The sequence below is a fragment of the Janthinobacterium sp. genome, assembly GCF_031995485.1.
Classification (GTDB): domain Bacteria; phylum Pseudomonadota; class Gammaproteobacteria; order Burkholderiales; family Burkholderiaceae_D; genus Janthinobacterium.
In genome coordinates, this window is sequence record NZ_DAMAGB010000039.1 from 23,825 (window position 1) to 47,753 (window position 23,929).

The 23,929-nt window shown below is 63.9% G+C and carries 25 protein-coding genes; 14 read left to right on the plus strand and 11 right to left on the minus strand.

Going from position 1 to position 23,929, the window contains the following annotated elements:
* Positions 1-45 precede the first annotated feature (45 nt).
* From RTQ46_RS19580 to RTQ46_RS19605, 6 genes are all read left to right on the plus strand, one after another.
* Positions 46-1,113: a ligase-associated DNA damage response exonuclease gene (locus RTQ46_RS19580; RefSeq protein ID WP_312439249.1), complete on the plus strand. Its 1,068-nt coding sequence runs from the start codon at positions 46-48 to the stop codon at positions 1,111-1,113.
* Positions 1,106-2,752: an ATP-dependent DNA ligase gene (locus tag RTQ46_RS19585; protein ID WP_312439250.1), complete on the plus strand. Its 1,647-nt coding sequence runs from the start codon at positions 1,106-1,108 to the stop codon at positions 2,750-2,752. The genes RTQ46_RS19580 and RTQ46_RS19585 overlap by 8 nt, the downstream gene beginning before the upstream one ends.
* A gap of 19 nt (positions 2,753-2,771) precedes the next feature.
* Positions 2,772-5,237: a ligase-associated DNA damage response DEXH box helicase gene (locus RTQ46_RS19590; protein ID WP_312439252.1), complete on the plus strand. Its 2,466-nt coding sequence runs from the start codon at positions 2,772-2,774 to the stop codon at positions 5,235-5,237.
* Positions 5,234-5,887 (plus strand): ligase-associated DNA damage response endonuclease PdeM, encoded by a 654-nt coding sequence (pdeM, locus tag RTQ46_RS19595; protein ID WP_312439254.1) that lies wholly within the window; start codon positions 5,234-5,236, stop codon positions 5,885-5,887. The genes RTQ46_RS19590 and pdeM overlap by 4 nt, the downstream gene beginning before the upstream one ends.
* Positions 5,888-6,083: 196 nt before the next feature.
* Positions 6,084-6,467: a KGG domain-containing protein gene (locus RTQ46_RS19600; RefSeq protein WP_312439256.1), complete on the plus strand. Its 384-nt coding sequence runs from the start codon at positions 6,084-6,086 to the stop codon at positions 6,465-6,467.
* A gap of 83 nt (positions 6,468-6,550) precedes the next feature.
* Positions 6,551-6,871, plus strand: a complete 321-nt coding sequence (locus RTQ46_RS19605; protein WP_312439258.1) for a hypothetical protein — start codon at positions 6,551-6,553, stop codon at positions 6,869-6,871.
* Positions 6,872-7,013: 142 nt separating this feature from the next.
* Here the strand turns inward: RTQ46_RS19605 and RTQ46_RS19610 are convergent, their stop codons facing one another.
* Together RTQ46_RS19610 and RTQ46_RS19615 are read right to left on the minus strand one after the other, a co-directional pair.
* Positions 7,014-7,625, minus strand: a complete 612-nt coding sequence (locus RTQ46_RS19610) for a DUF2239 family protein (RefSeq protein WP_312439260.1) — start codon at positions 7,623-7,625, stop codon at positions 7,014-7,016.
* Between the two features lie 84 nt (positions 7,626-7,709).
* Positions 7,710-8,207, minus strand: coding sequence for a pyridoxamine 5'-phosphate oxidase family protein (locus RTQ46_RS19615; RefSeq protein ID WP_312439261.1), 498 nt, complete (start codon positions 8,205-8,207; stop codon positions 7,710-7,712).
* Between the two features lie 235 nt (positions 8,208-8,442).
* Here RTQ46_RS19615 and RTQ46_RS19620 point away from each other — a divergent pair, with 235 nt between their 5' ends.
* From RTQ46_RS19620 to RTQ46_RS19640, 5 genes are read left to right on the plus strand one after another with little or no spacing between them, the layout of a single operon-like run.
* Positions 8,443-9,087, plus strand: coding sequence for a PepSY-associated TM helix domain-containing protein (locus RTQ46_RS19620; RefSeq protein ID WP_312439263.1), 645 nt, complete (start codon positions 8,443-8,445; stop codon positions 9,085-9,087).
* Between the two features lie 32 nt (positions 9,088-9,119).
* Positions 9,120-9,635 carry a DUF2271 domain-containing protein gene (locus RTQ46_RS19625; RefSeq protein ID WP_312439265.1) on the plus strand — a complete coding sequence of 172 codons (516 nt, stop codon included), beginning with the start codon at positions 9,120-9,122 and terminating at the stop codon, positions 9,633-9,635.
* Between the two features lie 12 nt (positions 9,636-9,647).
* On the plus strand, positions 9,648-10,472 hold the full coding sequence (locus tag RTQ46_RS19630) for a DUF4198 domain-containing protein (RefSeq protein ID WP_312439267.1): 825 nt from the start codon (positions 9,648-9,650) through the stop codon (positions 10,470-10,472).
* Between the two features lie 10 nt (positions 10,473-10,482).
* Complete coding sequence (locus tag RTQ46_RS19635) at positions 10,483-11,523, plus strand: FAD:protein FMN transferase (RefSeq protein WP_312439269.1); 1,041 nt, start codon at positions 10,483-10,485, stop codon at positions 11,521-11,523.
* A gap of 13 nt (positions 11,524-11,536) precedes the next feature.
* Positions 11,537-12,901 carry a sulfite reductase subunit alpha gene (locus RTQ46_RS19640; protein WP_312439270.1) on the plus strand — a complete coding sequence of 455 codons (1,365 nt, stop codon included), beginning with the start codon at positions 11,537-11,539 and terminating at the stop codon, positions 12,899-12,901.
* A gap of 4 nt (positions 12,902-12,905) precedes the next feature.
* Here RTQ46_RS19640 and RTQ46_RS19645 read toward each other — a convergent pair whose 3' ends face one another.
* On the minus strand, positions 12,906-13,283 hold the full coding sequence (locus RTQ46_RS19645) for a c-type cytochrome (protein WP_312439298.1): 378 nt from the start codon (positions 13,281-13,283) through the stop codon (positions 12,906-12,908).
* A 122-nt stretch (positions 13,284-13,405) separates the two neighbouring features.
* Between RTQ46_RS19645 and RTQ46_RS19650 the strand changes: the two genes are divergently transcribed.
* Positions 13,406-13,957: a glutathione peroxidase gene (locus RTQ46_RS19650; protein ID WP_312439271.1), complete on the plus strand. Its 552-nt coding sequence runs from the start codon at positions 13,406-13,408 to the stop codon at positions 13,955-13,957.
* 9 nt (positions 13,958-13,966) lie between these two features.
* On the opposite strand, the gene RTQ46_RS19655 is transcribed toward RTQ46_RS19650, so the two are convergent.
* The 6 genes from RTQ46_RS19655 to RTQ46_RS19680 form a co-directional block, all read right to left on the minus strand.
* Positions 13,967-15,205: a DUF2325 domain-containing protein gene (locus RTQ46_RS19655; protein ID WP_312439272.1), complete on the minus strand. Its 1,239-nt coding sequence runs from the start codon at positions 15,203-15,205 to the stop codon at positions 13,967-13,969.
* A 71-nt stretch (positions 15,206-15,276) separates the two neighbouring features.
* On the minus strand, positions 15,277-15,591 hold the full coding sequence (locus RTQ46_RS19660) for a hypothetical protein (protein WP_312439273.1): 315 nt from the start codon (positions 15,589-15,591) through the stop codon (positions 15,277-15,279).
* A gap of 95 nt (positions 15,592-15,686) precedes the next feature.
* The gene (gene hemP, locus RTQ46_RS19665; protein ID WP_312439274.1) at positions 15,687-15,884 is read right to left on the minus strand and encodes a hemin uptake protein HemP; all 198 of its coding nucleotides are present in this window, start codon (positions 15,882-15,884) and stop codon (positions 15,687-15,689) included.
* 184 nt (positions 15,885-16,068) lie between these two features.
* The gene (locus RTQ46_RS19670) at positions 16,069-16,881 is read right to left on the minus strand and encodes a helix-turn-helix domain-containing protein (RefSeq protein WP_312439299.1); all 813 of its coding nucleotides are present in this window, start codon (positions 16,879-16,881) and stop codon (positions 16,069-16,071) included.
* 334 nt (positions 16,882-17,215) lie between these two features.
* A complete protein-coding gene (locus RTQ46_RS19675; protein WP_312439275.1) occupies positions 17,216-17,860 on the minus strand; it encodes a response regulator transcription factor in 645 nt (214 codons plus the stop codon).
* A 110-nt stretch (positions 17,861-17,970) separates the two neighbouring features.
* Positions 17,971-18,438 carry a universal stress protein gene (locus tag RTQ46_RS19680; RefSeq protein WP_312439276.1) on the minus strand — a complete coding sequence of 156 codons (468 nt, stop codon included), beginning with the start codon at positions 18,436-18,438 and terminating at the stop codon, positions 17,971-17,973.
* Positions 18,439-18,892: 454 nt separating this feature from the next.
* Between RTQ46_RS19680 and RTQ46_RS19685 the strand changes: the two genes are divergently transcribed.
* Positions 18,893-19,765 carry a protein phosphatase CheZ gene (locus RTQ46_RS19685; protein ID WP_312439277.1) on the plus strand — a complete coding sequence of 291 codons (873 nt, stop codon included), beginning with the start codon at positions 18,893-18,895 and terminating at the stop codon, positions 19,763-19,765.
* Entirely contained in the window at positions 19,765-21,672 is a 1,908-nt protein-coding gene (locus RTQ46_RS19690; RefSeq protein ID WP_312439278.1) for a chemotaxis protein CheA, read from the plus strand. Before RTQ46_RS19685 ends, RTQ46_RS19690 begins: the two co-directional genes overlap by 1 nt.
* Before the next feature lie 60 nt (positions 21,673-21,732).
* Here the strand turns inward: RTQ46_RS19690 and RTQ46_RS19695 are convergent, their stop codons facing one another.
* Both RTQ46_RS19695 and RTQ46_RS19700 read right to left on the minus strand, forming a co-directional pair.
* Entirely contained in the window at positions 21,733-22,698 is a 966-nt protein-coding gene (locus RTQ46_RS19695) for an IS1595 family transposase (RefSeq protein WP_312439279.1), read from the minus strand.
* Positions 22,699-22,783: 85 nt separating this feature from the next.
* A complete protein-coding gene (locus RTQ46_RS19700; protein ID WP_312439280.1) occupies positions 22,784-23,920 on the minus strand; it encodes a S41 family peptidase in 1,137 nt (378 codons plus the stop codon).
* Between the last annotated feature and the right edge of the window lie 9 nt (positions 23,921-23,929).

Here is a 23,929-nt window from a genome sequence, read left to right on the forward strand (position 1 = left end):
GCATGGCTAGAATGGTTCCATTCAAGGAACTGACATGAGGCTGGCATGAGCGACATGGTGGTAGTGCGCAAGGAAGGCCTGTATTGTGTGCCGGGCCAGTTTTACATCGACCCGTGGCGCCCTGTCGAACGGGCCATCATCACGCATGCGCATGCCGACCATGCGCGCGTCGGGCACGGCCGCTACCTGAGCGCCGAATCGAGCGTCAGGGTGCTGCAATCGCGGCTGGGGCCGGTCTCCATCCAGGGCCTGGAATATGGCGAGCGCATCAACCAGAATGGCGTGACTGTCTCGCTGCATCCGGCCGGCCATGTACTGGGCTCGAGCCAGATCCGCATGGAACACAATGGCGAAGTGTGGGTGGCCTCGGGCGACTACAAGCTGGAGTCCGATCCGACCTGTCTGCCGTTCGAACCGGTGCGCTGCCATACTTTCATTACCGAATCGACGTTCGGCCTGCCGATCTACCGCTGGCAGCCGTCGCAAACCATTTACGACGAGATCAACCAGTGGTGGCGCAAGAATGCGGCCGAGGGGCGCACCAGCGTGCTGTTCTGCTATGCCTTCGGCAAGGCGCAGCGCATCCTGGCCGGGCTCGACCCCGAGATCGGCCCCATCATCTGCCATGGCGCGGCGCAGGCACTGACCGACGTGTACCGCGCCTCGGGCGTCATCCTGCCGCATACCGTGATGGTCGGCGACGTGACGGACAAGGCGGCGCTGAAGACAGCTATCGTGATCGCGCCGCCATCGGCCGCCGGCTCGCCGTGGATGAAGCGCTTCGGCGACTACAGCGATGCGTTTGCCAGCGGCTGGATGCTGCTGCGCGGCGCGCGCCGCCGGCGTGGCGTGGACCGCGGTTTCGTGCTGTCCGACCATGCCGACTGGCCGGGCCTGATGCGCGCCATCAAGGCTACCGAAGCGGAGCGCGTGATCGTCACGCATGGCTCGATTCCGATCATGGTGCGCTGGCTGCAGCAGAACGGCTGGGAAGCGGGCGGCTTCGAGACGGAATATGGCGATGACGAGGCGGCCGATGCCGTGGCTGATGCCGTCAACGACGCCGTGGCCAGCGCCGTGGCGGACAACACTGCGGGAGCGCCCCATGCGTGAATTTGCCCGCCTGTATGCCGAACTCGATGAAACCACGTCCACCACCCGCAAGCTGGCCGCGCTGCAGGCGTATTTTTCCACGGCCGCACCCGAGAACGCGGCCTGGGCCGTGTATTTCCTGGCCGGCGGCAAACCGCGCCAGGCCGTGCCGACCAAGCTGCTGCGCGAATATGCGACCGAATTTGCCGTGCTCGATACCTGGCTGTTCGACGAGGCGTATCACGCCGTGGGCGACCTGGCCGAAACCATTGCATTGATCCTGCCCGCGCCCAGCCATGTCAGCGATATCGGCCTGGCCGAGTGGGTCGAGCAGCGCATCGCGCCCTTGCGCGGCGCCGCGCCCGATACCATCCGTGCGGCACTGCTCGGCTACTGGGATGAACTGGAAACGCGCGAGCGCTTTTTGCTGATCAAGCTGATCGGCGGGGGCTTCCGGGTCGGTGTGTCGAAACTGCTGGTAACGCGGGCCTTGAGCTCGATCGCGGCGGTCGACAGCAAGCTGATCGCACAGCGGCTGATGGGCTGGACCGACGGCAAGGTCAGCCCGACCGGCGCGGGCTTTTTAAAGCTGATCAGCGAGGAGTCGGACGGCGAACATGCGCTGCGCGGCGGCCAGCCGTATCCGTTCTTCCTCGCCCACCCGTTGCAGGCGGCGCCGGAAACGCTGGGCGACGTCGGCGACTGGCTGGTCGAATGGAAATACGACGGCATGCGCGCCCAGCTGCTGCGGCGCGACGGCGCCACCTGGCTGTGGTCGCGCGGCGAGGAACTGATTACGGAGCGCTTTCCCGAGCTGGCCCGTATCGCCTTGCCGGAAGGCTGCGTGATCGATGGCGAAATCCTGATCTGGCAACCGGGAGACACGCCGTCGCCATTTGCCGACCTGCAAAAACGCATGGGCCGCAAGACGGTGTCGCCCAAGCTGCTTGGCGAATTGCCGGCCGCGCTGGTCGCCTACGATGTGCTGGAACTCGACGGCGTCGATCTCCGCCACCTGCCGCAGCACGAGCGGCGCGCGCTGCTGGAAACGCTGGTGGAAAAGATCGCCGATCCGGCGCTGCGGCTGTCGCCGCGCATCACGGCCGACAGCTGGGAAGCTCTGGGTGCGATCCGCACCGAATCGCGCGCGCGCGGCGTGGAAGGCATGATGATCAAGGCGGTCTCGGCCGCGTACGGCGTGGGCCGTACCAAGGATGTGGGCACCTGGTGGAAATGGAAGATCGATCCGTTTTCGATCGACGCCGTGCTGATCTACGCCCAGGCGGGCCATGGGCGGCGCGCCTCGCTGTACACCGACTACACGTTTGCGGTGTGGGATAGCAGCGGGGACGACGACGGGCAAGGGGAGGGCCGCAAGCTGGTGCCGTTTGCCAAGGCGTATTCGGGCCTGACCGATGCAGAAATTACCAAGGTCGATGCGGTAATCCGCAAGACCACCATCGAAAAATTCGGCCCCGTGCGCAGCGTAAAACCGACGATGGTGTTCGAGATCGGTTTCGAGGGCATTGCCGCGTCGAGCCGCCACAAGGCCGGCATCGCCGTGCGCTTTCCCCGCATCCTGCGCCAGCGCGACGACAAGACGATCGCCGACGCCGATACGCTCGACGCGCTCAAGGCGTTATTGACGGGCGTGCAATGACGGTGAGAAAGGTACTAGCGTGAGCAAAAGCGCGCTGGCGCAGCGCATCGACGACTGGTTTGCGGCCAAAGGCTGGAGCGTGTTTCCGTTCCAGCGCGCCGTCTGGCGCGCGGCGGCCAGCGGCCAGCCCGGCATGCTGCACGCCAGCACCGGTTCCGGCAAGACCTACGCCGTCTGGTTCGGCGCCTTGCTGAGGTCAAGCCGGCTGGTGCGCAAGAGCCGCAAGCAGGGCCTGCGCGTGGTGTGGATCACGCCGATGCGCGCGCTGGCGGCCGATACCGTGCGCGCGCTGCAGGCGTCCGGCGATGAACTGGCGCCCGGCTGGCGCATCGAGGCGCGCACCGGCGACACCAGCGCGGCCCAGCGCGCGCGCCAGTCGAAAGCCTGGCCGGACGTGCTGGTGACCACGCCGGAAAGCCTGTCGCTGATGCTGTCGCAGGCAAATGCCCACGAACGCTTCAACCTGCTGGAAACCGTGATCGTCGACGAATGGCATGAGCTGCTGGGCAGCAAGCGCGGGGTGCAGGTGCAGCTGGCGCTGGCTCGCTTGCGGCGCTGGAATCCGGCGCTGATCACCTGGGGCGTGTCGGCCACCCTGGGCAACCTGCAGCAGGCGCAGGATGTGCTGCTGGGCGAAGAAAACAGCGGCGTGCTGGTCGAAGGCAAGGTGCGCAAGCGCATCGTGGTCGACAGTCTGATTCCGGTCAATCCCACGCGCTTTCCGTGGGGCGGCCACCTGGGCATCCAGATGCTGCAGCCCTTGATCACCGAAATCGAAGGCAGCGCCACCACGCTGGTATTTACCAATACCCGTTCGCAAGCGGAGATCTGGTACCAGCATCTGATCGATGCGCGGCCCGACTGGGCCGGGCTGATCGCGCTGCACCACGGTTCGCTGGCGCGCGAGGTGCGCGAGTGGGTCGAGCAGAGCCTGAAAGCAGGCACCCTGAAAGCGGTGGTGTGCACTTCCAGCCTGGACCTGGGCGTGGACTTCCTGCCGGTCGAGCGCGTGCTGCAGATCGGCAGCGCGAAAGGCATTGCGCGCCTGGTGCAGCGGGCCGGGCGCAGCGGCCATGCGCCGGGGCGCGTGTCGCGCGTGACGCTGGTGCCGACCAACAGCCTGGAATTGCTGGAAGCGGCCGGTGCGCGCCAGGCGCTGGCGCAGGGACAACTGGAAGCACGGCCCGTGCCGGACAAGCCGCTCGACGTACTGGTGCAACATCTGGTGACGATCGCGCTGGGCGGCGGCTTTCGCTCGCAAGAATTATATGAAGAAGTGCGCACGGCCTGGTCGTACCGGCACCTGAGCCTTGATGAATGGCAGTGGGCGCTGGACTTTGTGGCGCGCGGCGGGCAAAGTTTGACCGTGTACCCCGAATACAGGCGCGTGCTGCCGGACGAAGAGGGCATCTTCCGCGTGCCGGATGCGGCGCTGGCGCGGCGCCACCGCATGAGCATCGGCACCATCGTCTCGGAGTCGTCGATCCAGGTCAAGTACATGAGCGGCGGCAAGATCGGCAGCATCGAGGAATCGTTCATATCGCGCCTGAAACAGGGCGATCATTTCCTGTTTGGCGGGCGCATCCTGGAATTCGTGCGCGTGCACGAGATGACAGCCTATGTGCGGCGCGCTACCGGCAGCCGCGGCGCCGTGCCACGCTGGCAGGGCGGCAAGATGCCGCTGTCGTCGGAACTGGCACATGCCGTGCTGGACCAGCTGCAGCTGGCGCAGGACGGTGACGCCACCGGCCCGGAAATGCGCGCGCTGGCGCCGCTGCTGGCGATCCAGCAGAAATGGTCCAGCCTGCCCACGCGTACCAGCCTGCTGGTCGAAACGCTGTCCAGCCGCGAAGGCCGTCACCTGTTCCTGTATCCGTTCGCGGGCCGCTCGGTGCACCTGGGCCTGGCTTCGCTGCTGGCGTACCGGATTGCGCGCGTGCAGCCGGCCACCCTGTCGATTGCCGTCAACGACTACGGCTTTGAATTGCTGGGCGCGGACGATATCGACTTTGCGCCGCTGTTTACGGCGGCCACCGGCGTCGATGTGCCGCTGTTCAGCACCGATCATCTGCTGGAGGACGTGCTGGCCAGCCTGAACGCCACCGAGTTGTCGCAGCGGCGCTTTCGCGAAATCGCGCGCATTGCCGGCCTGGTGTTCCAGGGCTACCCGGGCCAGCCAAAAAGCACGCGCCAGCTGCAGGCATCGTCTTCGCTGTTTTTTGAAGTGTTCCGCAAGCATGACGCGGGCAACCTGCTGCTGACGCAGGCGCAGCGCGAGGTGCTGGAGCAGGAACTGGAACTGACGCGCCTGCGCGCCACCCTGACTGAGCTGCATCAGCGCACCATGAGCGTACAGCCCATGAAGCGGGCCTCGCCGTTTGCGTTCGGCCTGATGGTCGAGCGTTTCCGCGAAAAACTGACCACGGAGAAACTGTCGGACCGGGTAGCGCGCCTGGTGCGCGAACTGGAGAAAGCGGCGGCATGAAGCACTGCAGCATTGAACTGGCCGGCGAAACGCTGTGGCTGCTGGCCGACAAGGCGATGTACTGGCCGCTTGGCAAAATGCTGATCGTGGCCGATATCCACTTCGGCAAGGCGACCGCCTTCCGTTCGCTCGGCGTGCCGGTACCGCATGGCACCACCACGCAAAACCTGCAGGCGCTCGACGCCTTGCTGGCAGATTATCCATGCGATGAGATCGTTTTCCTTGGCGACTTTCTGCATGCCAAAGCGGCCCATGCGCCGGCCACGCTGGCGGCCATGCACGCCTGGCGCGCGCGCCATCCCGCCCTGCGTCTGACTCTGGTGCGCGGCAACCACGACCTGCATGCGGGCGATCCGCCCGCCAGCCTCGGCATCGTCATGGTGGACGAGCCGCACCGGGCCGGGCCATTTGCGCTGTGCCACCATCCGGATCTGGAGGCCGATGGGTATGTGCTGGCCGGCCATGTGCACCCCGTGTATCACTTGCGCGCCGCGCGCGAGACGCTGCGCTTGCCCTGTTTTCTGCTGGGACCGTCGCGCGCCATCCTGCCGTCATTTGGCGCCTTTACGGGCGGTTACGCAATCAGGCCATTGCCTGACGAGGCTGTTTTCGTAACGGCGGACTCGGCCATTTTTCGGGTGCCGGGCTGATCGTCCCAGTACTGACGAGTATCTGGTACCGGCCATCAAAAACCGATAGTAACTGCGCCACCGCAGGCGGGAAAGCTCCTACATGGCGGTTTGTCTTGCTCCTATTCTGAGCCGCCCGGTCACGCACTAAGATGACATCTCCCATGCGAGAGCAGGGTCTCAACATCAGCTATTACTAACGATCAAGGAGATGATCATGGCCACGAGCGACAACAAACCGGGTCAGCAGGGCGGCAAAAGCAGCGGCAGCGCCGGCAGCGGTAGCGGCAACAAGCAGAGCGACACCAGCAAACGGGGGTTCGCTTCCATGGATCCGGCGCAGCAGCGTGAAATCGCCAGCGAAGGCGGGCGCGCCGCACATGAAAAAGGCACGGCGCACGAATTCACGTCGGAAGAAGCACGCCGTGCAGGCAGCCAGAGCCATAAAAACGATGGCAACCGGCAAAGTGGCGGTGCCGGACAAGGCAGCAGCGCCCGCGATACCGGCATGCGCGACGACACCAGCATGAAGCAGGATAATCCCAACAAGCAGAGCGGCGGCACGGGATCGTCCGGCGGCACCGGTGGGCGCGGCAGCTGATTTTTGCTGCTGGTAAAGCTGGCAGCCGTGGACTATGCTGAAATGGCTGCGGCTGCGCAGCTTTACCCATCACGGAGGCCGACATGGCACAACAGCATCCACCGGATCAAGCGGACAAGAAGGACAAGAACGACAAGAACCACAAGAACGACAAGGCAGGCAATCTGCAGCATGCCCCGCAAGACAGGGGCAACCGGCAAAGCCATGCGCAGGAAGGCGAGAATTTCGTGCTGGTCGATAGCGAGCACGGACTCGATATCGGCGATGACCTGTTTTCCATCGGCGAAGTACGGCGTGCCGACCGCCTGCCACGGCACCAGCAGGGCTACCAGGGCGGCAATGCCGGCCAGAGCCGGCAAAGCGCCGATGACGCGCCAGACACCACGGGAAGTACCGGCGTCTGAGTAATCGTCAGGAAATCATTGTGAAGTTGTGACGAACAGAAGCGGATGCTATGCAAGGCGCCGACTGCGACGCAGTGCGCGCACTGCGAGCAGTTGGCAACACAGCAGAGCGCCGGTGATGGAAGTCAGAAATCACAAGAATTTATTGAGGGGTTACTTGGCTGACTGCCGGCCAGCTGCGCTGCGCCAGCAGCAAGGCATGTTCGCGTACATCCACCGGCCAGCTGTGCAACTGGCCCTCGAACTGCTGGCGCTGCCCGGCAAACAAGGCGCGTGTCGCTTCTTCATAGCCGGCTTCATCGCCGGCCAGTGCACTGATGAAATGATAGGCCGCGTCGCGCGCGCTGCGCTGTTCAACCACGGCCCGGTTGTCGCGCTGGGCAGACTCCACCAGCTTGCGTAACGCCACCGAGGCGCCGCCCGGTTGCGTGGCCAGCCATTCCCAGTGGCGCGGCAGCAGCGTGATCTCGCGCGCCACCACGCCCAGCTTGGGCCGGCCCACGCTGCGCGGCGCGGCAACCTGCGCCATTTCTTCCATCTCCGCTTGTGGACGCGGCAGGCGTTGCAACACATCTGCCAGGCTGCCGTGCAGGTTGAGGTCGACCTGCTTGCCGCTCTGGTCGTCGAAAATCAGGATTTGTGCGTGCGGATCGGCTGTGACCAGATCCTTCAGTGCGGGCGCCAGCGAGTGCAGGGTGCCGCTGGCAACCTTGCGCTTGCCGGCAAATGCCGTGAGATGGGATGAATTCGTCATGCTGCCTCCAGGGGATAGGGTAGGCAGCTGATTTTACCCGGGTTAAAATTAAAGTCAATATACCCGGGTAAAATTTAGCGGCAGTTATAGATTGACCTTGCCGTGTTCGCCCAGGTCTTTCGGCGTGTCGCCCGTGATGGCGGCCTTGGCCATTTCAAAGAACTGGCGCATCTTGCTCGCGTCGCTGTCCCAGTATTCGGCCGACTGGATGGTCACCTTGATCAGCGACAGGTGTGGATCGTCGAGGCCGCCCGGGAACCACGCCTTGACGATCGGATTCCACAATTCTTCCGCCTTGGCGCGGTCTTTCAGCAGTTCGGCGCGACCGCAGACGGACACGTACAGGCTGTCGCTCGGCTCGGAAAAGCTGACGTTTACTTGCGGATTGTTCAGCAGGTCGCGCGTATAGGCGGCCTCATCAGTCACGAAAAACCAGATCTGACCTTCGCTGTCGACTTGCTGCTGGGTCAGCGGACGGCTGGTCAGGGTGCGCGTGTCGTCGCTGGTGGTGAACATGCCAAATTTCACGCTTTTGATCTTGTCGGCAATCAGCTTGATCTGTTCGCTGGTGTAGGAAGTCATGGGTGTTCTCCGTTGGTGGTTGGGCTGAACTACAGCATAGACTGCCCGCAGCGCACACTCTGTTCGACAGCGTACTTTGCAGGCAGGTCGCCGCTGCTGCCTCCTCGTGGCGCCATGTTTCAAGCTTGTTACAAAACGTTGTTGTCGGGACACCTTCCATATATTGACTTAATAAATGATAATCATTATCATTTGTTGGATAACTGTGCCGTACCCCTATTTTCGAAAGACGTGAATGAAGCAAGCTGACGTGTCGCGCAGCAACGCCAGCCGTGCTGTCTGGTTAAAGCAACTGCATCAATGGCACTGGATCAGCTCGGCGCTCTGCCTGCTGGGCATGTTTTTGTTTGCCATTACCGGCATTACCCTCAATCACGCCAGCCAGATCGAATCCAGGCCCGTCGTCACGCGCCAGAAGGCGCAGGCGCCCGCGATGCTGGTCGCGCAATTGGCCGCCTACGCGGAAAAACATGATGGCGCCAATGCGCCGCTGCCGCCGGCCGCCGAAGACTGGCTGAAACAGCAGTGGTCGCTCAATGCCGGTGGCCGCCCGGCCGAATGGACCATCGATGAAGTGTATCTGCCGCTGCCCAAGGCCGGCGGCGACGCCTGGGTGCGCATCGGCCTGGAGGACGGCGCTACCGAATACGAACTGACGGACCGCGGCTGGATCTCCTGGCTCAACGATGTCCACAAGGGCCGCAACACGGGTGTGGCCTGGTTCTGGTTCATCGATATTTTTGCCGGCCTGTGCATCGTGTTCTGCCTGACAGGCCTGTTGATTTTGAAGTTCCACGCGGCCAACCGGCCGTTTACCTGGCCGATGGTTGGCCTCGGTATTTTGATACCTTGCGCGATCGCCTTGCTGTTCATTCACTGATCGTTTTTTTCTCCTCTCTTTACAGGCATACCATGAAATTACGCTACTCCCTTGCGCTCGGTCTCCCCCTGATCGGCACCTCGGCGATGGCGGCCGACCTGGCCCTCAAGCTTGAAATCCCGCAACTGAACGTGGCCGAATACCATCGCCCTTATGTGGCGGCGTGGCTGGAGTCGGCCGACCAGAAAGTGGTGGGCAACCTGGCCGTGCTGTACGACCTGAAGAAAAAGGACAAGGCCGGCGAAAAGTGGCTCAAGGACATGCGCCAGTGGTGGCGCAAGAGCGGCCGCGACCTGGCACTGCCGGTCGATGGCGTTAGCGGCGCCACGCGCGCACCGGGCGAGCACAACCTGACGTTCCCGGGCTCGAAAGCCGTGCTCGACAAGCTGCCGGCCGGCGAATACCAGCTGGTGGTGGAAGCGGCGCGCGAAGCGGGCGGCCGTGAACTGGTGCGCGTGCCGTTCCAGTGGCCGCCGAAGTCGGCCCAGTCCGTCCCTGCCAAAGGCAAGGAAGAACTCGGCAACGTCGTCGTCCAACTCAAACCTTAAGGCGCACCCATCATGTTGAAGCAATTGAACAAACCGCTGCTCGCGCTGGCCCTGGCCGGCCTGGCCCTGAATGCCCACGCGCACCGTCCGTGGATGGTGCCATCGAGCACGATGGTTGACAGCAAGGACGCCTGGGTCACGGTCGACGCCGCCATCTCCGAAGGCCTGTTCGAGATCGATCACCAGCCGCTGCGCCTCGACGCGCTGGTGGTGACGGGCCCGGACGGCGCCGCCGTGGCGCCGGCAAACGCCATCACCGGCCGCCTGCGCAGCGTATTCGATGTCAAGATGGAAAAGCCCGGCACGTACAAGGCGGCCATCGTGTCGCAGAACGTGATGGCCAGCTACAAGCTCAATGGCGAGCAGAAGCGTTTCCGCGGCAATGAAGAAACCTTCAAGAAAGACGTGCCGGCCGACGCCACAGACGTAAAAGTCACGCGCACGGCCAGCCGCCTGGAAACCTTCTTCAGCAAGGATGAGCCGAGCAACGGCGTATTCAAGCCGACCGGCGTGGGCCTGGAACTGGTGCCGGTCACCCACCCGAACGAATTGCGCGCGGGCGAAAAAGCCACCTGGCGCTTCCTGATCGATGGCAAGCCGGCGGCCAACCAGGCCTTCAGCCTGGTGCCAGGCGGCGTGCGCTACCGTGGCGTGCTCGGCGAAATCCGCCAGAGCACCGATGCCAAAGGCGAGATCACGTTCACGGTGCCAGCCGCCGGCATGTACTACGTCAACAGCAGCTGGCCTGCCGCCACGCCACCGGTCGCCGGCCAGCCGCCAGTCATGCCCGAGCGCCGCATGACCTATGCAGCGACGGTGGAAGTGCTGCCGGAGTAACAGCAGTCCGATGAGCACCGACACGCTGACGCGCAGGGTATTGTTGCCGCTGCAGATAGACGACCGCGCGCCGCCTCCGGGTGCGGTGATCAGGCATCTGCACGGCCTGTCCATGGGCACCAGCTGGTCGGTGCGCCTGGTCGATTCCCCCATGCCGGGACGCGCCGCCAGCGCCGATCTGCAGCAGGGTCTGCAGCAACAGCTGGACCTGGTGGTAGCACAGATGAGCCACTGGGAGCCGCACTCCGACCTGGGCCGCTTCAACCGCGCGCCACCTGGCAGCTGGCAGCAGCTGCCGGCCGCGTTTGCCGAAGTGCTGGGCTTTGCGCTGCAGGTCTCCGGCGCCAGCGGCGGCGCGTATGACCCCGCCGCCGGCGCGCTGGTCAATGCCTGGGGTTTTGGCCCTGTCAACCGCTACGACCAGCCCGGTTTCCGTGCGCCCGATGCCGCGACAGTGGCGCAGCTGCTGTCGCAGCAGGGCAAGCTGGAGTTTGACGCGGCCGCGCGCCGCGCGCGCCAGCCGGGCGGCTTGCAGCTGGACCTGTCGGCCGTCGCCAAAGGCCATGGCGTCGATCGCCTGGCCCGCTACCTGGAAAGCCAGGGCATCGAACACTATCTGGCCGAAGTGGGCGGCGAGCTGCGCGGCGCCGGCTGCAAACCCGATGGCCAGCCGTGGTGGGTGATGCTGGAACAGGTCGATGGCGTTGACGCCAGCGTGCATCCGCCGGAAATGATGCTGGCGCTGCATGGCCTGTCGGTGGCGACATCGGGCGACTATCGCCGTTTCTTTCATGATGGTACCGTGCGCCAGGCGCATACCATCGATCCGCGCACCGGCATGCCGATTGCCAACCACCTCGCTTCCGTGACCGTCGTGCATGCCGAGTGCATGGCGGCTGACGCCTGGTCCACCGCCCTGACCGTACTCGGCGCCGAGGCCGGCATGGCGCTGGCCGAACAGCAGGGCCTGGCCGCCCGTTTCGTGCAGCGCGATGGCGGGGCGTACCGCGAATACCTGAGCAGCGCGCTGCTGGCCATGCTGGACGAATGATTTCTTCTCACCCATGATTTTTACCCACGATACGACGCGGCTGGTGCTGCTGGCCGGCCTGTCCCTCGGTTATGCCGGCGTCTGCCTGGCGCCCTGGCTGCGTGCGCGCGCCAAGCGCCGCGCGCAAGCGGCCGCCACGGCGGCGCTGGCCGACAGCCGCCCGTGGCTGGTGGCCTATGCCAGCCAGACCGGCAATGCGGAAGAACTGGCCACGCAGACGGCGCACAGCCTGCAGCTGGCCGGGCTGCCGGTGCGCCTGTGCGAACTGGCGGCCCTGAGCGCGGACGATTTGCGGCAGGCCGAACGGGCATTGTTCGTGGTCAGCACGTATGGCGAGGGCGATGCGCCCGATAACGCGGCCGCCTTCATGGGGCGCCTGATGACGGGCGAACTGGCGCTGCCGCAATTGCACTATGCGGTGCTGGCGCTGGGCGACCGCAGTTACCACCATTATTGCGGCTTTGGCCGCGCGCTCGACGCCTGGCTGGCCGGGCAGGGCGCCGCCACCCTGTTCGAGCGCATCGAAGTCGACCGCAGCGCCAGCGCGGCGATTGAAGCCTGGTTCCAGCACCTGAGCCACCTGGCCGGCACCAGCGACGCGCCCGACTGGAGCGCGCCGTCGTTCGGCGACTGGCGGCTGCTGGCGCGACGCTTGCTGAACCCCGGCAGTGCCGGCGGCGCCATCTATCATGTGGAACTGGAACCGGCCAGCGGCGCCTTGCCCGACTGGCAGTCGGGCGACCTGGTGCAGCTGGCCGCGCCGGCGGACCCGGCGCAGCCGCGCGAATATTCGATCGCCTCGATTCCGCAGGACGGCCGCGTGCACCTGCTGGTGCGCCAGCACCGCCATCCCGATGGCAGCCTGGGCCTGGCTTCCGGCTGGCTGACGCAGCAGGCGGGTATCGGCGAGCTGGTGCAGCTGCGTGTGCGCCAGCACCGGCGTTTCCGGCTGGAGGACAATGCGGCGCGGCCATTGATTTTGATCGGTAACGGCAGCGGCATCGCCGGCCTGCGCGGCCACCTGAAAAGCCGGGTGCTGGCCGGCCAGCGCCGCAACTGGCTGATCTTCGGCGAGCGCAATGCGGCCCATGATTTTCATTATCGCGAGGAACTGGAAGGCTGGCATGCGAGCGGCCACCTGCCACGGCTGGACCTGATGTTTTCACGCGACCAGGCCGAGCGCCTGTATGTGCAGGACCGCCTGCGCGGCCAGGCCGATGAAGTGCGCCTATGGCTGGAACAGGGCGCCGCCATCTATGTCTGCGGCAGCCTGGCCGGCATGGCCGGCGGCGTCGATGCAGCGCTGGAAGAAATGCTGGGCCGCATTGCACTCGATGCGCTGGCGGCCGGAGGGCGCTACCGCCGCGACGTGTATTGATCGCTTAGCGGCCTTTTGCGATCACGCTGGTCATGTACTGATTCAAATCGCGGAAATCGTTCACTTTCCAGGCAAACGGCGCCATCTTGACGCCGTTCTCGCGCAAGGTTTTGGGGATCAGGTCGCCATTCGGGCGCAGGATGACCGACGACACGATCACGCCCGGATAATCATGCAGCCGTTTTTTGAACGCGGCGCTGGTGAGATCCGGTGTCGGCGGCGTGCTTTTGTTCGCCAATGGCCCGCTGCCCTTGATGTCTGCGCCGTGGCACACGGCACATCGCTGGACATAAATGTTTTTTCCGTTGGCGTTATCGGCGAACGATGGCAATGGTTGGCTGAGCGAAAGCATTCCCAGCATCGCGATGGATAGTATTTTCATGTGATGTTGTCTCGTTGTCTGAATCAAATCTGGTGCGCCGGCATTATTCCACAAGCGGTGCGTCCACCAGCAGATTCACGCCGGCGCGGCTATCATGGATGTTTTCTACCGAGGAGAAACACATGAGCGACAGCATCTACGATATTTCCGTCAATCGCATCAACGGCGACGCCGCCAGCCTGGCCGACTATCGCGGCAAGGTGGTGCTGGTGGTCAATGTGGCGTCCGCCTGCGGGCTGACGCCGCAATATGCCGGGCTGGAAAAGCTGTACGAGGACAAGCAGGCCGAAGGACTGGTGGTGCTGGGCTTTCCGGCCAACGATTTCGGCGCGCAGGAGCCGGGCAGCAATGAAGAGATCGCCGACTTTTGCACCAGCAAGTTCAGCGTGCAGTTCCCGATGTTTGAAAAGATCACCGTCAAGGGCGAAGGCCAGCACCCGCTGTACCGGCAGCTGGTTGCCGCCCAGCCGCAGGCGCAGGAAAAGCCGGGCAGCGATTTCCGCGCCAAGCTGGCCGGCTATGGCATCACGCAGGAACAACCGAGCGATGTGCTGTGGAATTTCGAGAAATTTTTGATCAGCAAGAATGGCCGCGTGGTGGGACGCTTTGCGCCCGACACCACGACGGATGATGCCATTTTGAAAGAAGCGATCGAGCGCGAGCTGCGCGCCTGATGGTGAAGGTTACGCCTGCTCTGCCTGCGCAGGCGTGGCCGGTTCCAGTTCCAGCTCGCCGCTTACTTCCTGCAGGCCGCGCGCCAGGCTGGAAATGCTGGGGTTGTCGATGAACACGCAGCGCTTGCCGGTGCGCTTGCAATAATCTTTCACGCGCCAGTAGGCGCTGTGGCTGATGCAGCCGGTCTGGCAAATTACCAGGTCGGCCGCCGCCAGGCTCGAATCGAGCAGGTTGGCGTTGTCTTCCAGGCCGCCGTCGTGGTGCGCAAACTGGGCGCCCACCCGTTCGATCAGCGCGCGGTAGGTGGCGACATTGCCGCTGCGCCCACCCACGCACAGCACGCTCTGGTCGACCAGGCGGATCGGCATTTTCAGCTTGCCGCCGCTCGGGGTTTCCAGCTTGGGCGCCGGTGGCGGCACGGCTATCGCAGGGCGTGGCTGGGCCTGTTTCAGTTCCGTGATCTGCAGGCGCAATTCCTTTTCGCGTTCATCCATCTGCGCCAGGCGCTCGACCAGGCGGGTACGCGATTCCAGCGCCGGAATCGCCGCCTGCAGCTGCGCCAGTTCCGCGCGCAAGCCGTCGATCACGCTGTCCTTGCCGATCGACTCGGCACGCGTGCGCAGCAGCACGGCTTCCTGGCGCTCCAGGTCGCCGGTCTTCTCCAGCAGCATGGCCTGGCTGCGCTGTTGCAACCTGGCCAGTTCCTGCGCCAGGCGCGCGTTTTCTTCCTGCAGGGCGGAAAACTTGCCCATGTCGGCCCGCACGCAAGCGCCGGCCTGGTGCTGGATCATGTGCAGGTCGCGGCACATCTGCTCTTCCAGCTCCGCATCGCAGCGCGGGTGCGTCAGGCCGGCCCAGAAGGCGCCCGAGACATCGCCGTTGGCCACCGCCGTGCGCCACAGCTGGGCCACCTGTTCCGTTGTCTTGGCGCCGCGAAAGCGCAGGATCACGGGCGCGTAGCGGCGTTCCAGTTCCTTTTGCAGCGCTTCGGACAGGCGGTTGCGCGCGCCGCATTCGGTGACGGCGCCCACATGCACTTCGTAATCGTCGGCCAGCACGCGGCCGCCCGTCATCTTGCCGACCAGTTTGCGCAGATAGCCCAGCGGCAAGCCGACGCCGACCAGCGGGCAGTGGCAGGTATGGGAAAGTTCCCACAGGCGCCGGCGGCGCGAAGTGAGCGCGGCCGTTTCGGCGTCGGTGCTGGCACAATTGCTGATCACGGGAAGGGACTTGTCTTTGTCACACATGGCGGTGTCCTGTTAGCTGGGCGGAAAGAAATGGCAGGGGAGAGGCGCTGGCTGATGCTGGTTGACGCTTATTACGGCGCCAGCGGCAGGGCGGCCTTGGGACTGAACCAGCGGTCCAGCCGCTGCAGCCAGGTTTCCCGCACGCGAGCGGGCAGGGCGGCAGGCGTCTCGACCATGGCTGCCCACTGCTGCGACAGCTGCTGGCAGGTCGCCTGCAGCACCGGCGCCAGGCCAGGCAGGCCGGACAGCGCCTGCAGGTGGCGTTCGATCATCGCCGCCAGTTTCGGGCAGGCTGCCTGGCCATGGTAGTGCGACATCAGGTGCAGCACGTTCGACAGCATCAGCTCGGGCTGCCGCTCCTTGTTCGCTGCCAGTATCGTATCCATACGGTCCTCCTGTGCGGTGGTCGGGCTGGCTGGAGCGCCTGGCGGCGCACGACTGGCTGGCGTATCGGGGAAAGGGACTGCCTGTGCCGCAGGGCTCAGGCAGTCAGGATCAGCTTGTTCAACTGCGTGACGCGCAGGCGGTAAATCTTGCCGCTGTGTTCAATTTCCACTTCGCGGCCCTGCTGCAGCAGCGCTTCGCTGGTAATGCGGCGGGCCGGCTGCGCCACGCTGACGGGCGGGCGGACATGGGCGGTAGCGACATCCTGGATCAAGGCGGGTTTTGAGCTGTGCATGGGCGGCTTTCTAGGTGGCTATCTTTGTTCAGTTGAGAATGATTCGTATTTGCATTATTGTTGAATGTGACCGGAAATGCAAGCCCTATTTTCGAGAAAATCGCGCTTTCTGACGGCGAAAAAAGACCCGGCGGGAGCGGATGCTCCGGCCGGGTCCAGCCTGTGCCAGGCTTGTCGGGACGTGTCAGATGGTGGCGAGCAGCTGTGGCGTGGCTGCCGCTGTGGCCGTGGCCTGGTTTTCGGCCTTGAGCCTGGCGGCGGCCAGCTGCTTGGCGCGCGAGCGCGATGGCGGCAGGCGGCGCAGCGTTTTCAGCGCTTCCGGGTCCTTGATGCCGATGGTGCGCTGGTCGACCGTGATCAGGCCGATTTCATTGAAGGCCGACAACGTGCGGCTGACGGTTTCCAGCGTCAGGCCCAGGTAGCTGCCAATTTCATGGCGTGTCATGCGCAGGTTGAACAGCTTGCTGGAGTAGCCCATCTGCGCGAAGCGGTCGGCCAGCGAGACCAGGAAGCGCGCCACGCGTGCCTCGGCACTGAGCGCCCCCAGCATGCCGATCATGGCCTGTTCGCGCACCAGTTCGCGGCTCATCACGCCATACATGACATTTTCCAGCTCCATGTGCACGCGGCCCAGCGCCGTCAGCTTCTTGAACGGCAGCAGGATCAGGTCGCAGTCCGACAGCGCCACCGCTTCCGAGGAGTAGTGGCGGGTATGGATGCCATCGACTCCCAGCATGTCGCCTTTCATGGGGAAACTCAGTACCTGCTCATTGCCGAACTCGTCGATCAGCACGGTTTTCAGGAAGCCCGAATTGACGATGTACAGGGTGTCGAACGGCTGGCCGATGGTATGGATGCGCTGGCCTGTCTTGAATTGCACGTGCTGGAACAGCAGTTCGTCGGCGGCAATGGTGCAGGCCGTTGAAATATGCAGCAGATCGCATACTTCCTTCAGGTTCGACCACAGCCGTCCCTGGCGCTGGCGTCCCGCTTCCATGGAAGGCGACGGTGGCAGCGACGAGGCAGGACGGTTTTCAGACGTTTGCGAGGACAGCATGTTCATCTCCTGGTGTCAGGTCGGTCAGATTGGAATGGCGAAATGCTCAGGAATTGCGCGGCTGGCACGGCTACCCTGGCGATAATGCCTGAAGTGGTACTGGATCTTGCTGTGGGGTCAGATAACTTCCAGCAACTCGATGACTGGTTTCAGTATGCCAACAGACGTGTTGAATTCATATCAGCCGTGGCTGAATATGGCAGTAGGAGCCGAGGCAGGAGGCGTAGGATTGTTCCTACAATGCAGATGGGGATGGCGTGGCGTGGCCAGCCAATCAGGTCTTGAACGGCAGCAGCAGGCGGTGCGCCACCGCGTACTGCACCATTTCCGACAGCGAACTCATGCCCATCTTCTGCATGATGCGCGTCTTGTGCGTGCTGACGGTCTTGACGCTCAGGTGCAGGTTATTGGCGATTTCCGTGATCGACTTGCCCGACACCAGCAGCGAAAATACTTCGAATTCGCGGTCCGACAGCTGTTTGTGCAGCAGGCTTTCGTTGGGCATCATGATGTTGAGCACCAGCTGCTCGGCCACTTCCGCACTGATATACGGGCGGCCTGCGGCGACCTTGTGGATGGCGCCGACCAGCTGGGTGCCGGCGCTTTCCTTGGTCAGATAGCCCTGCGCGCCGGCACGGATGGCGCGCACCGCATATTGTTCCTCTTCATGCATGGTGAGGATCAGGATCGCCAGCTTCGGCGCCTCGCTGCGGATCTGGCGGATCAGGTCGACGCCGCTGCGCCCCGGCATCGACAGGTCGAGCAGCAGCAGATCGAAGCCGCCCTGGCGTACCTGGTTCAGCACTTCGAAGCCGTCGATGGCTTCACCGACGATCTCGATATCGGGCGCGCCGTCGAGTATGCGCTTGAGGCCTTCGCGCATGATGGTGTGGTCGTCGGCAATCACAATACGTATCATAGGGTGCGTTCGTGGTACGCCGGGCGCCCGGCGCCGGCAGTGTTAAAAAATGCGTAAGGTTGGCATATTAGCTGAAATTTCCAGTGTCGCCATGATTGTTGCTGGAGCTCTTATTGCGCTGGCGGCTCCTTGATCAGCCGGTGCACCAGCACCGGCAGGGTCGAATGCGACAGCACCTTGTTGGTGACGCTGCCCAGCAGCAGCTGGCCCCAGCCGCTGCGGCCGTGCGACCCCATGAAGATCAGGTCGCAATGCTGGAGCTGTGCCACTTCCACGATCTTCAGGGCGGGGCTGTCGGAAAAAGCGGTCAGGCCCGCCGCTTCCAGGCCACGCCCGGCAGCGGCATCGAGGATGGTCTGCCAGTGCGCCGCGCCGGCCTTGCGCATGGCGATGCGGTACTCCTCCTCGCTGGGGTAGCTGGGTGGAATGATTTCGATATACACCGGGTACTGGTATTCCGGCGCCACATACAGGGCCAGGATGTCGGCCTGCATCTGTTCGGCAAAAGCGACACCGGCGCAGGCGGTCAGATTCGAGACAGTGGAACCGTCGGTGGCGATCAGGATTTTCTTGTACATGGCAGTTCCTCTCAGGGTGACCGACGCGCGCAGCCTGTCTTATTGTAGGCGGGGCCGCATGATTGTATTCATGTAAAGACTTGATAATTATCAATACTCGTGCAGCTTCAGTATAGACAACAGTGTCAAAAAGATTGCATTTGCTGTTGCGCCGCGCGCCGGCATGCGGCATGGGGCGAGGATTTGTCGTTCGCCGCGTGTTCTTGCCTGCGCGCCAATGGTAGTATTTCAAAATACAACACCTGACACAGATATTTCCGTACGGAAAAGGTCTTACGGGCCCGCTTTAGGCCGGGAAGCGCGTTTTGAGATTTACCAACAGGGCGGCGCCCTGCTACACTCGCACCATCGCAGCGGTATTGCCTCAAATCATCTTAATCGAGAAATTGTGGGTATCAGTCTGTAAAACGCACAGTTCAGGCGGAATTTTGACAAATTATGGAGAAGCAGGGATATGACCAACGCCGCTGATGATTTCGATGCATTATTCGATGAAGTATCTGCCCAACGCGCCGCGCCAGCACCTGCTGCGCCAGCACCGGCTGCCGCACCCGCCGCAGCCGAGATAGCGGACGACGACTTTGACGCGCTGTTCGACTCGGTGTCGGCCAGCGTGCCGCCAGCCGCGCCTGCTGCAGCGCCCGCTCCTGCGGCGCCAGCCGCCGCAGCTCCGGCCGCAGCGCCAGCCGCACCGGCCGGCGAAAGCGCCGAACCGGTCGACCAGTCCGACAAGCCGATGTTCGAACGTTTGGGCGGCATCGTGCGCCTGCTGCACGACTCGCTGCGCGAGCTGGGCTACGACAAGGCCCTGACGGAAGCGTCGTCGCAGATCGTTGATGCGCAGGACCGCCTGGAATACGTTGCCACGCTGACCGAGCAGGCCGCCAACAAGGTCCTGAACACGCTCGACGAAGGCATGCCGGCACAGGACGTGCTGTCGAAAAAGGCCAAGGACATGGACAGCCGCTGGACGGCGCTGTTCGATGGCAAGCTGAGCCTTGATGAATTCAAGGCCCTGGCCGGCGATTCGCGCCAGTTTGCGCAAGCCGTGACCGAGGCAACCGAAGCGGAAAAGGCGCGCTTGCTGGAAATTATGATGGCCCAGGACTTCCAGGACATCACCGGCCAGTTGATCAAGAAAGTGGTCAACATCACCAAGACGGTGGAAAATGAACTGGCTCAGTTGCTGCGTGACAACGCCCCAGCCGAAGTGCGCGAGAAACTCGCGCAGAAACAGGACGCGCCGCTGATGCAAGGCCCTTCCGTGCCATCGGTGGCGCTGGACCAGGATAATGTAGACGACCTTCTTGCCGATTTGGGATTCTAATGGACGATATGCTCAAGGATTTCGTCGTTGAGGCGATGGATCTTGCGGTTAATGTTGAAGAGCACTTATTGCGTCTCGAGCGCGATCCGGACAACAAGGAAACACTCAATGCCGTGTTTCGTTCCTTCCACACCATCAAGGGCGGCGCCGGCTTCATGGGCTTGCCGGCACTGGTGGCGGCCTGCCATCTGACGGAAAACCTGTTCGATGCGCTGCGCACGGGCGCCGCGCCCGTGACCCCGATCGCCATCGAGGCGGCGCTGCAAGCGTCCGGCTTCGTGGCCGACCAACTGACCGAACTGGCCAACGGCGCCGCGCCGGAAAGCCTGCCGGCCATGCCGGAAGAGCTGGAACAGATCCTGACCGACGCCATCGAAGGCAAGAGCATGGAGGCGCCGGCCGCCGCGCCGGCACCTGCCGTGGCCGCCCCGGTGGCGGCTGCGCCAGCTGCTGCCACTGCCGCTGCGCCCGCCGCCAGCGCCCCTGCCGCCGTGGCGGTCGGCGCCGATGGCCTCGACTGGACCGCTTTGTACAACTCCGTGGTGCCGGCCGGCAGCCAGCTGGCGGTAGTCGCCACTGCTGCGCCTGCAACTGCCGCGGCGGTGGCAACATCGGCTGCGCCAGCCGCAGCAGCGGCCCCGGCCGCCGCCAAGCCGGCCGCCAAAAATTGGGATGGCGCAGAGCGCCGCGAAGAACGTCCTGACGTGCGCCACGCCGCGCCGGTCAAGGAAGACAGCATCCGCGTCGACGCCGTCAAGCTCGACGCCTTGCTGGAAGTGGCCGGCGAATCGGTGCAGGCCGCCAACCAGGCTGCCGTGCTGCTCGAGCGCCTGCTGCAATTCAAATTCGAAGGCCAGGCCGCCACCCTGATGGCGACGCTGGCGGAAACCCTGGAACGCGCCTCGCGCTACTCGACCGAGCTGCAGCGGGCCACGCTGGCCACGCGCATGCAGCCGGTCGGCCGCCTGTTCCAGAAATTCCCGCGCCTGGTGCGCGAGCTGGCCAAGGACCTGGGCAAGGATGTCGAACTGACCATCGAAGGCGCGGAGACGGAAGTCGACCGCGTGGTGGTCGACAGCCTGTACGATCCGCTGGTGCACATGCTGCGCAACTCGCTCGACCATGGCGTCGAGTCGCCGGAAGATCGCCTGGCCGCCGGCAAGCCTGCCAAGTCGTATATTTCCCTGAAGGCCTGGCAGGAAGCGAACAGCGTGATGATCGTGCTGCAGGACGATGGCAAAGGCATGGATCCGGTCTTCCTGCGCAGCAAGGCGCAGCAGAAAGGCCTGATCAGCGAAAACGCCCAGCTCACCAACGACGAATGCTTCCAGCTGGTGTTCCTGCCCGGTTTCTCGACCAAGGAAGTCGCGTCGAGCGTGTCGGGCCGCGGTGTCGGCATGGATGTGGTGAAAACGGCGGTGGAGAAAAACCGCGGCGCGATCCATATCGAATCATCGCTGGGCAAGGGCACCAAGTTTGCCATTCGCTTGCCGATCGAACTGTCGATCGTGCCGACCATGCTGGTATCGACTTCGGGCGCCGCACTGGCGCTGCCGATGGCGGTGGTGCAGCGCGTGGTCGAGTTGCCGGAAACGTTCATGGAAGTGGGCGGCGCGCCGGTGCTGAAAGACCAGGGCCGTCCGTTGCCGGTACGCTCGCTGGCGGGCGCCCTCGGCTACGAGTCGTGCAGCGAACGGGTCGGCATCGTTGTGGCTGCGCCGCAACCGTATATCCTGGCGGTGGAAGCCGTTGATGGCACGGCCGATCTGGTGATCAAGCCGATGACCGCCATCACGGTGGAAGGCATCACGGGCACGGCCCGCTCCGCCGAAGGCGAGCTGGTGCTGGTGGTCGGCCTGTCCTTCCTGATGGATGGCTGCCGCGGCAGCGTGCGCCTGGCGGCATAGTTTTACAGCGTCAGTACATCGAGCCCGCGGCAGCGTGACTGCCGCGGGCTTTTTTTATGGCTATGTCACCGTCAGGTGTGGAAAGGTTCCCATGGTGGCCTTGAGCAAGCTTTGTGGCGAGATAATTCTCCTGGCGTCAAGGATCCAGCGCCATCCCAGGTAATTGGGCAGATAGCGTGTCGCCACGCCATGAAACGCACTCAGCCATCCGCGCAGGCGGCTGTGATAGGCATTCACGTTCTGGACGTGGACGGTGCCACGCACGCGGATGCCCGCGCGCAAGTTCACCGCCGCATGCGCAATACCGAACTCGCGGGCGAACACGGGATAGGCAGGATGGCCATCGCTCACCAGCAAAATGTCGCGATCGATGATGCCCGGCAGGCATGCTTGCAGTTTGGCCTTGCTGAGCTGGCCACGGCCAGCGACAAAATCGATGGTTTGCCCGGTGCGGTCGCGCGCCACCAGGATGCACACATGTTCATCGGAAATGCCGCGCTGGCGCGCTGCGCCGCCACGCTGGCGTGGCGGTCGCGTCAGATGCCGCGATCCTTTCTGTGATTCGAGCAGATACATCTCATCGGCTTCGGTGATGCCGTGCAGGCAACGCGGCCGGTCGGTCTTTGCCAGCGCCAGGAAACGATGGCGCCAGCGAAAGCTGGTGTTGCGGTGGATGTGAACCTGTTCGGCTGCCTTGCGCACGGAAAACGATGCGAGCAGGCAGCCGGCATACGCCAGCCACTGTGTCTTGTGGTGCAGATGCGCGAGAGGTGTGCCCGTCAAGGCATTGAAGGTCCTGCCGCAGGGCACGCAGCGATAGCGCTGCAAGCCATGGGCATGGCCGTGCCGGTGGATATGCGTGGCGCGGCAGGCCGGGCAATGCAGGTTTGCCTGCGCCGTCTGCTCGATCAGGGCGATGGCGGTATCTTGCACACCGTCTTGCAGTAGCGCGATGCCGGTGAGGCGCTGGCGCCGCGACAACTGCGAGAATTGAGCGATGAGCGCCTGCCACTGGACTGGATGCATGATCGTCTCCTGAAAGGAAATTACTGATCAGTTAGACGCCAGCAACGTCAGAACGTTTCCACCTTTTTCGCTGACATAGCCTTTTTTATGGGCCGCCGGGGCGCAGCGTGCCGCCTTCCAGCCAGCGCTGCACGCGCACGATCTCTGCTGCGCGGCCGGCCTCGTCCCCGGGCGGCGGCAGATAGACGTCGGGCATGATGCCGCCCAGGTCCACCTGCAGGTGTGGCAAGCGGGCCGAGCGGGAGGTGGCGTAAGCCAGCTGGCGCACTCCCGAGGGCAAGGGCTGCATGCGCAGATTCGAATAATCGAGCGCGCCGCCGCTGTTGCGTCCGATCAGCTTGACGCGAAAGCTTTGCCGCGCTTCCAGCAGGAATTGTTCGCAGGAGCTGCCGCAATCGCGGTCGACCAGCACCGCCACCCTGGACGGCTGTACGGCCTGGCCGGCAACACGCGCATAGCTGACAGGTCCGTCGGCGCTCTGCGCCACGAACTGGCCGGGCTGGACGCTGCGCATGCGGCTGACGGTCAGCGCCATGTATTGCGTGCAGGTGGCGTCTCCCGGCGCGTACAGCGCGCAGATATTTTCCTGGTTGGCGATATTGGCCGGCGTGGACAGCCATTCACCGCCGATATTGACGCTCTCGCCAGACGCTATCCATGGCAGCAAGGGCGCATACGTGCTGTCGCTGCCGCCATTGTTGCGCCGCACATCGATGATCCAGTTGGGCCGGCTGGCCAGCTCGTCGCGCTTGCTTTCCAGTAGCTCAATGATGGGCCTGGCGTACTCGGGAAAAAAACTCGGCAAGGTCAGCAGTGCCGTGTGCGGTGACAGCAGTTGCAGCGATGGCGCCCGGTTATCCCTGGCCGGCGCCGGCGCGGCGCTTGGAGAGGACGCGGGTGCTGGCGTGTCTCGCTGCGCTGTACTGCTCGGCATGATCTGCAGGTGGCCATGGCGCCACTGGCTCAGGTAGCCGGACAGTACCGTATTGCAGGCAGCCTCATCGCTCACTTTGGCCGCCGCGCTGCTGGCGCCGGCCAGCGCCTGGTCGAAATACGCTTGGCCTTTTTGCGCCAGGTGCTGGCGCGCGCCAGTATCGTTTTCCAGCAAAAAGGCGGGAAGGACGCGCAAGTCCCGCAGGCAGGCCTCGCCCGGCGTGGCCGCTTGCGCATGGCTGGCTGCCAAAGCAGCCAGAACGGTAGTGGCAAAAACATACAGTCTCATCAGCGCTAT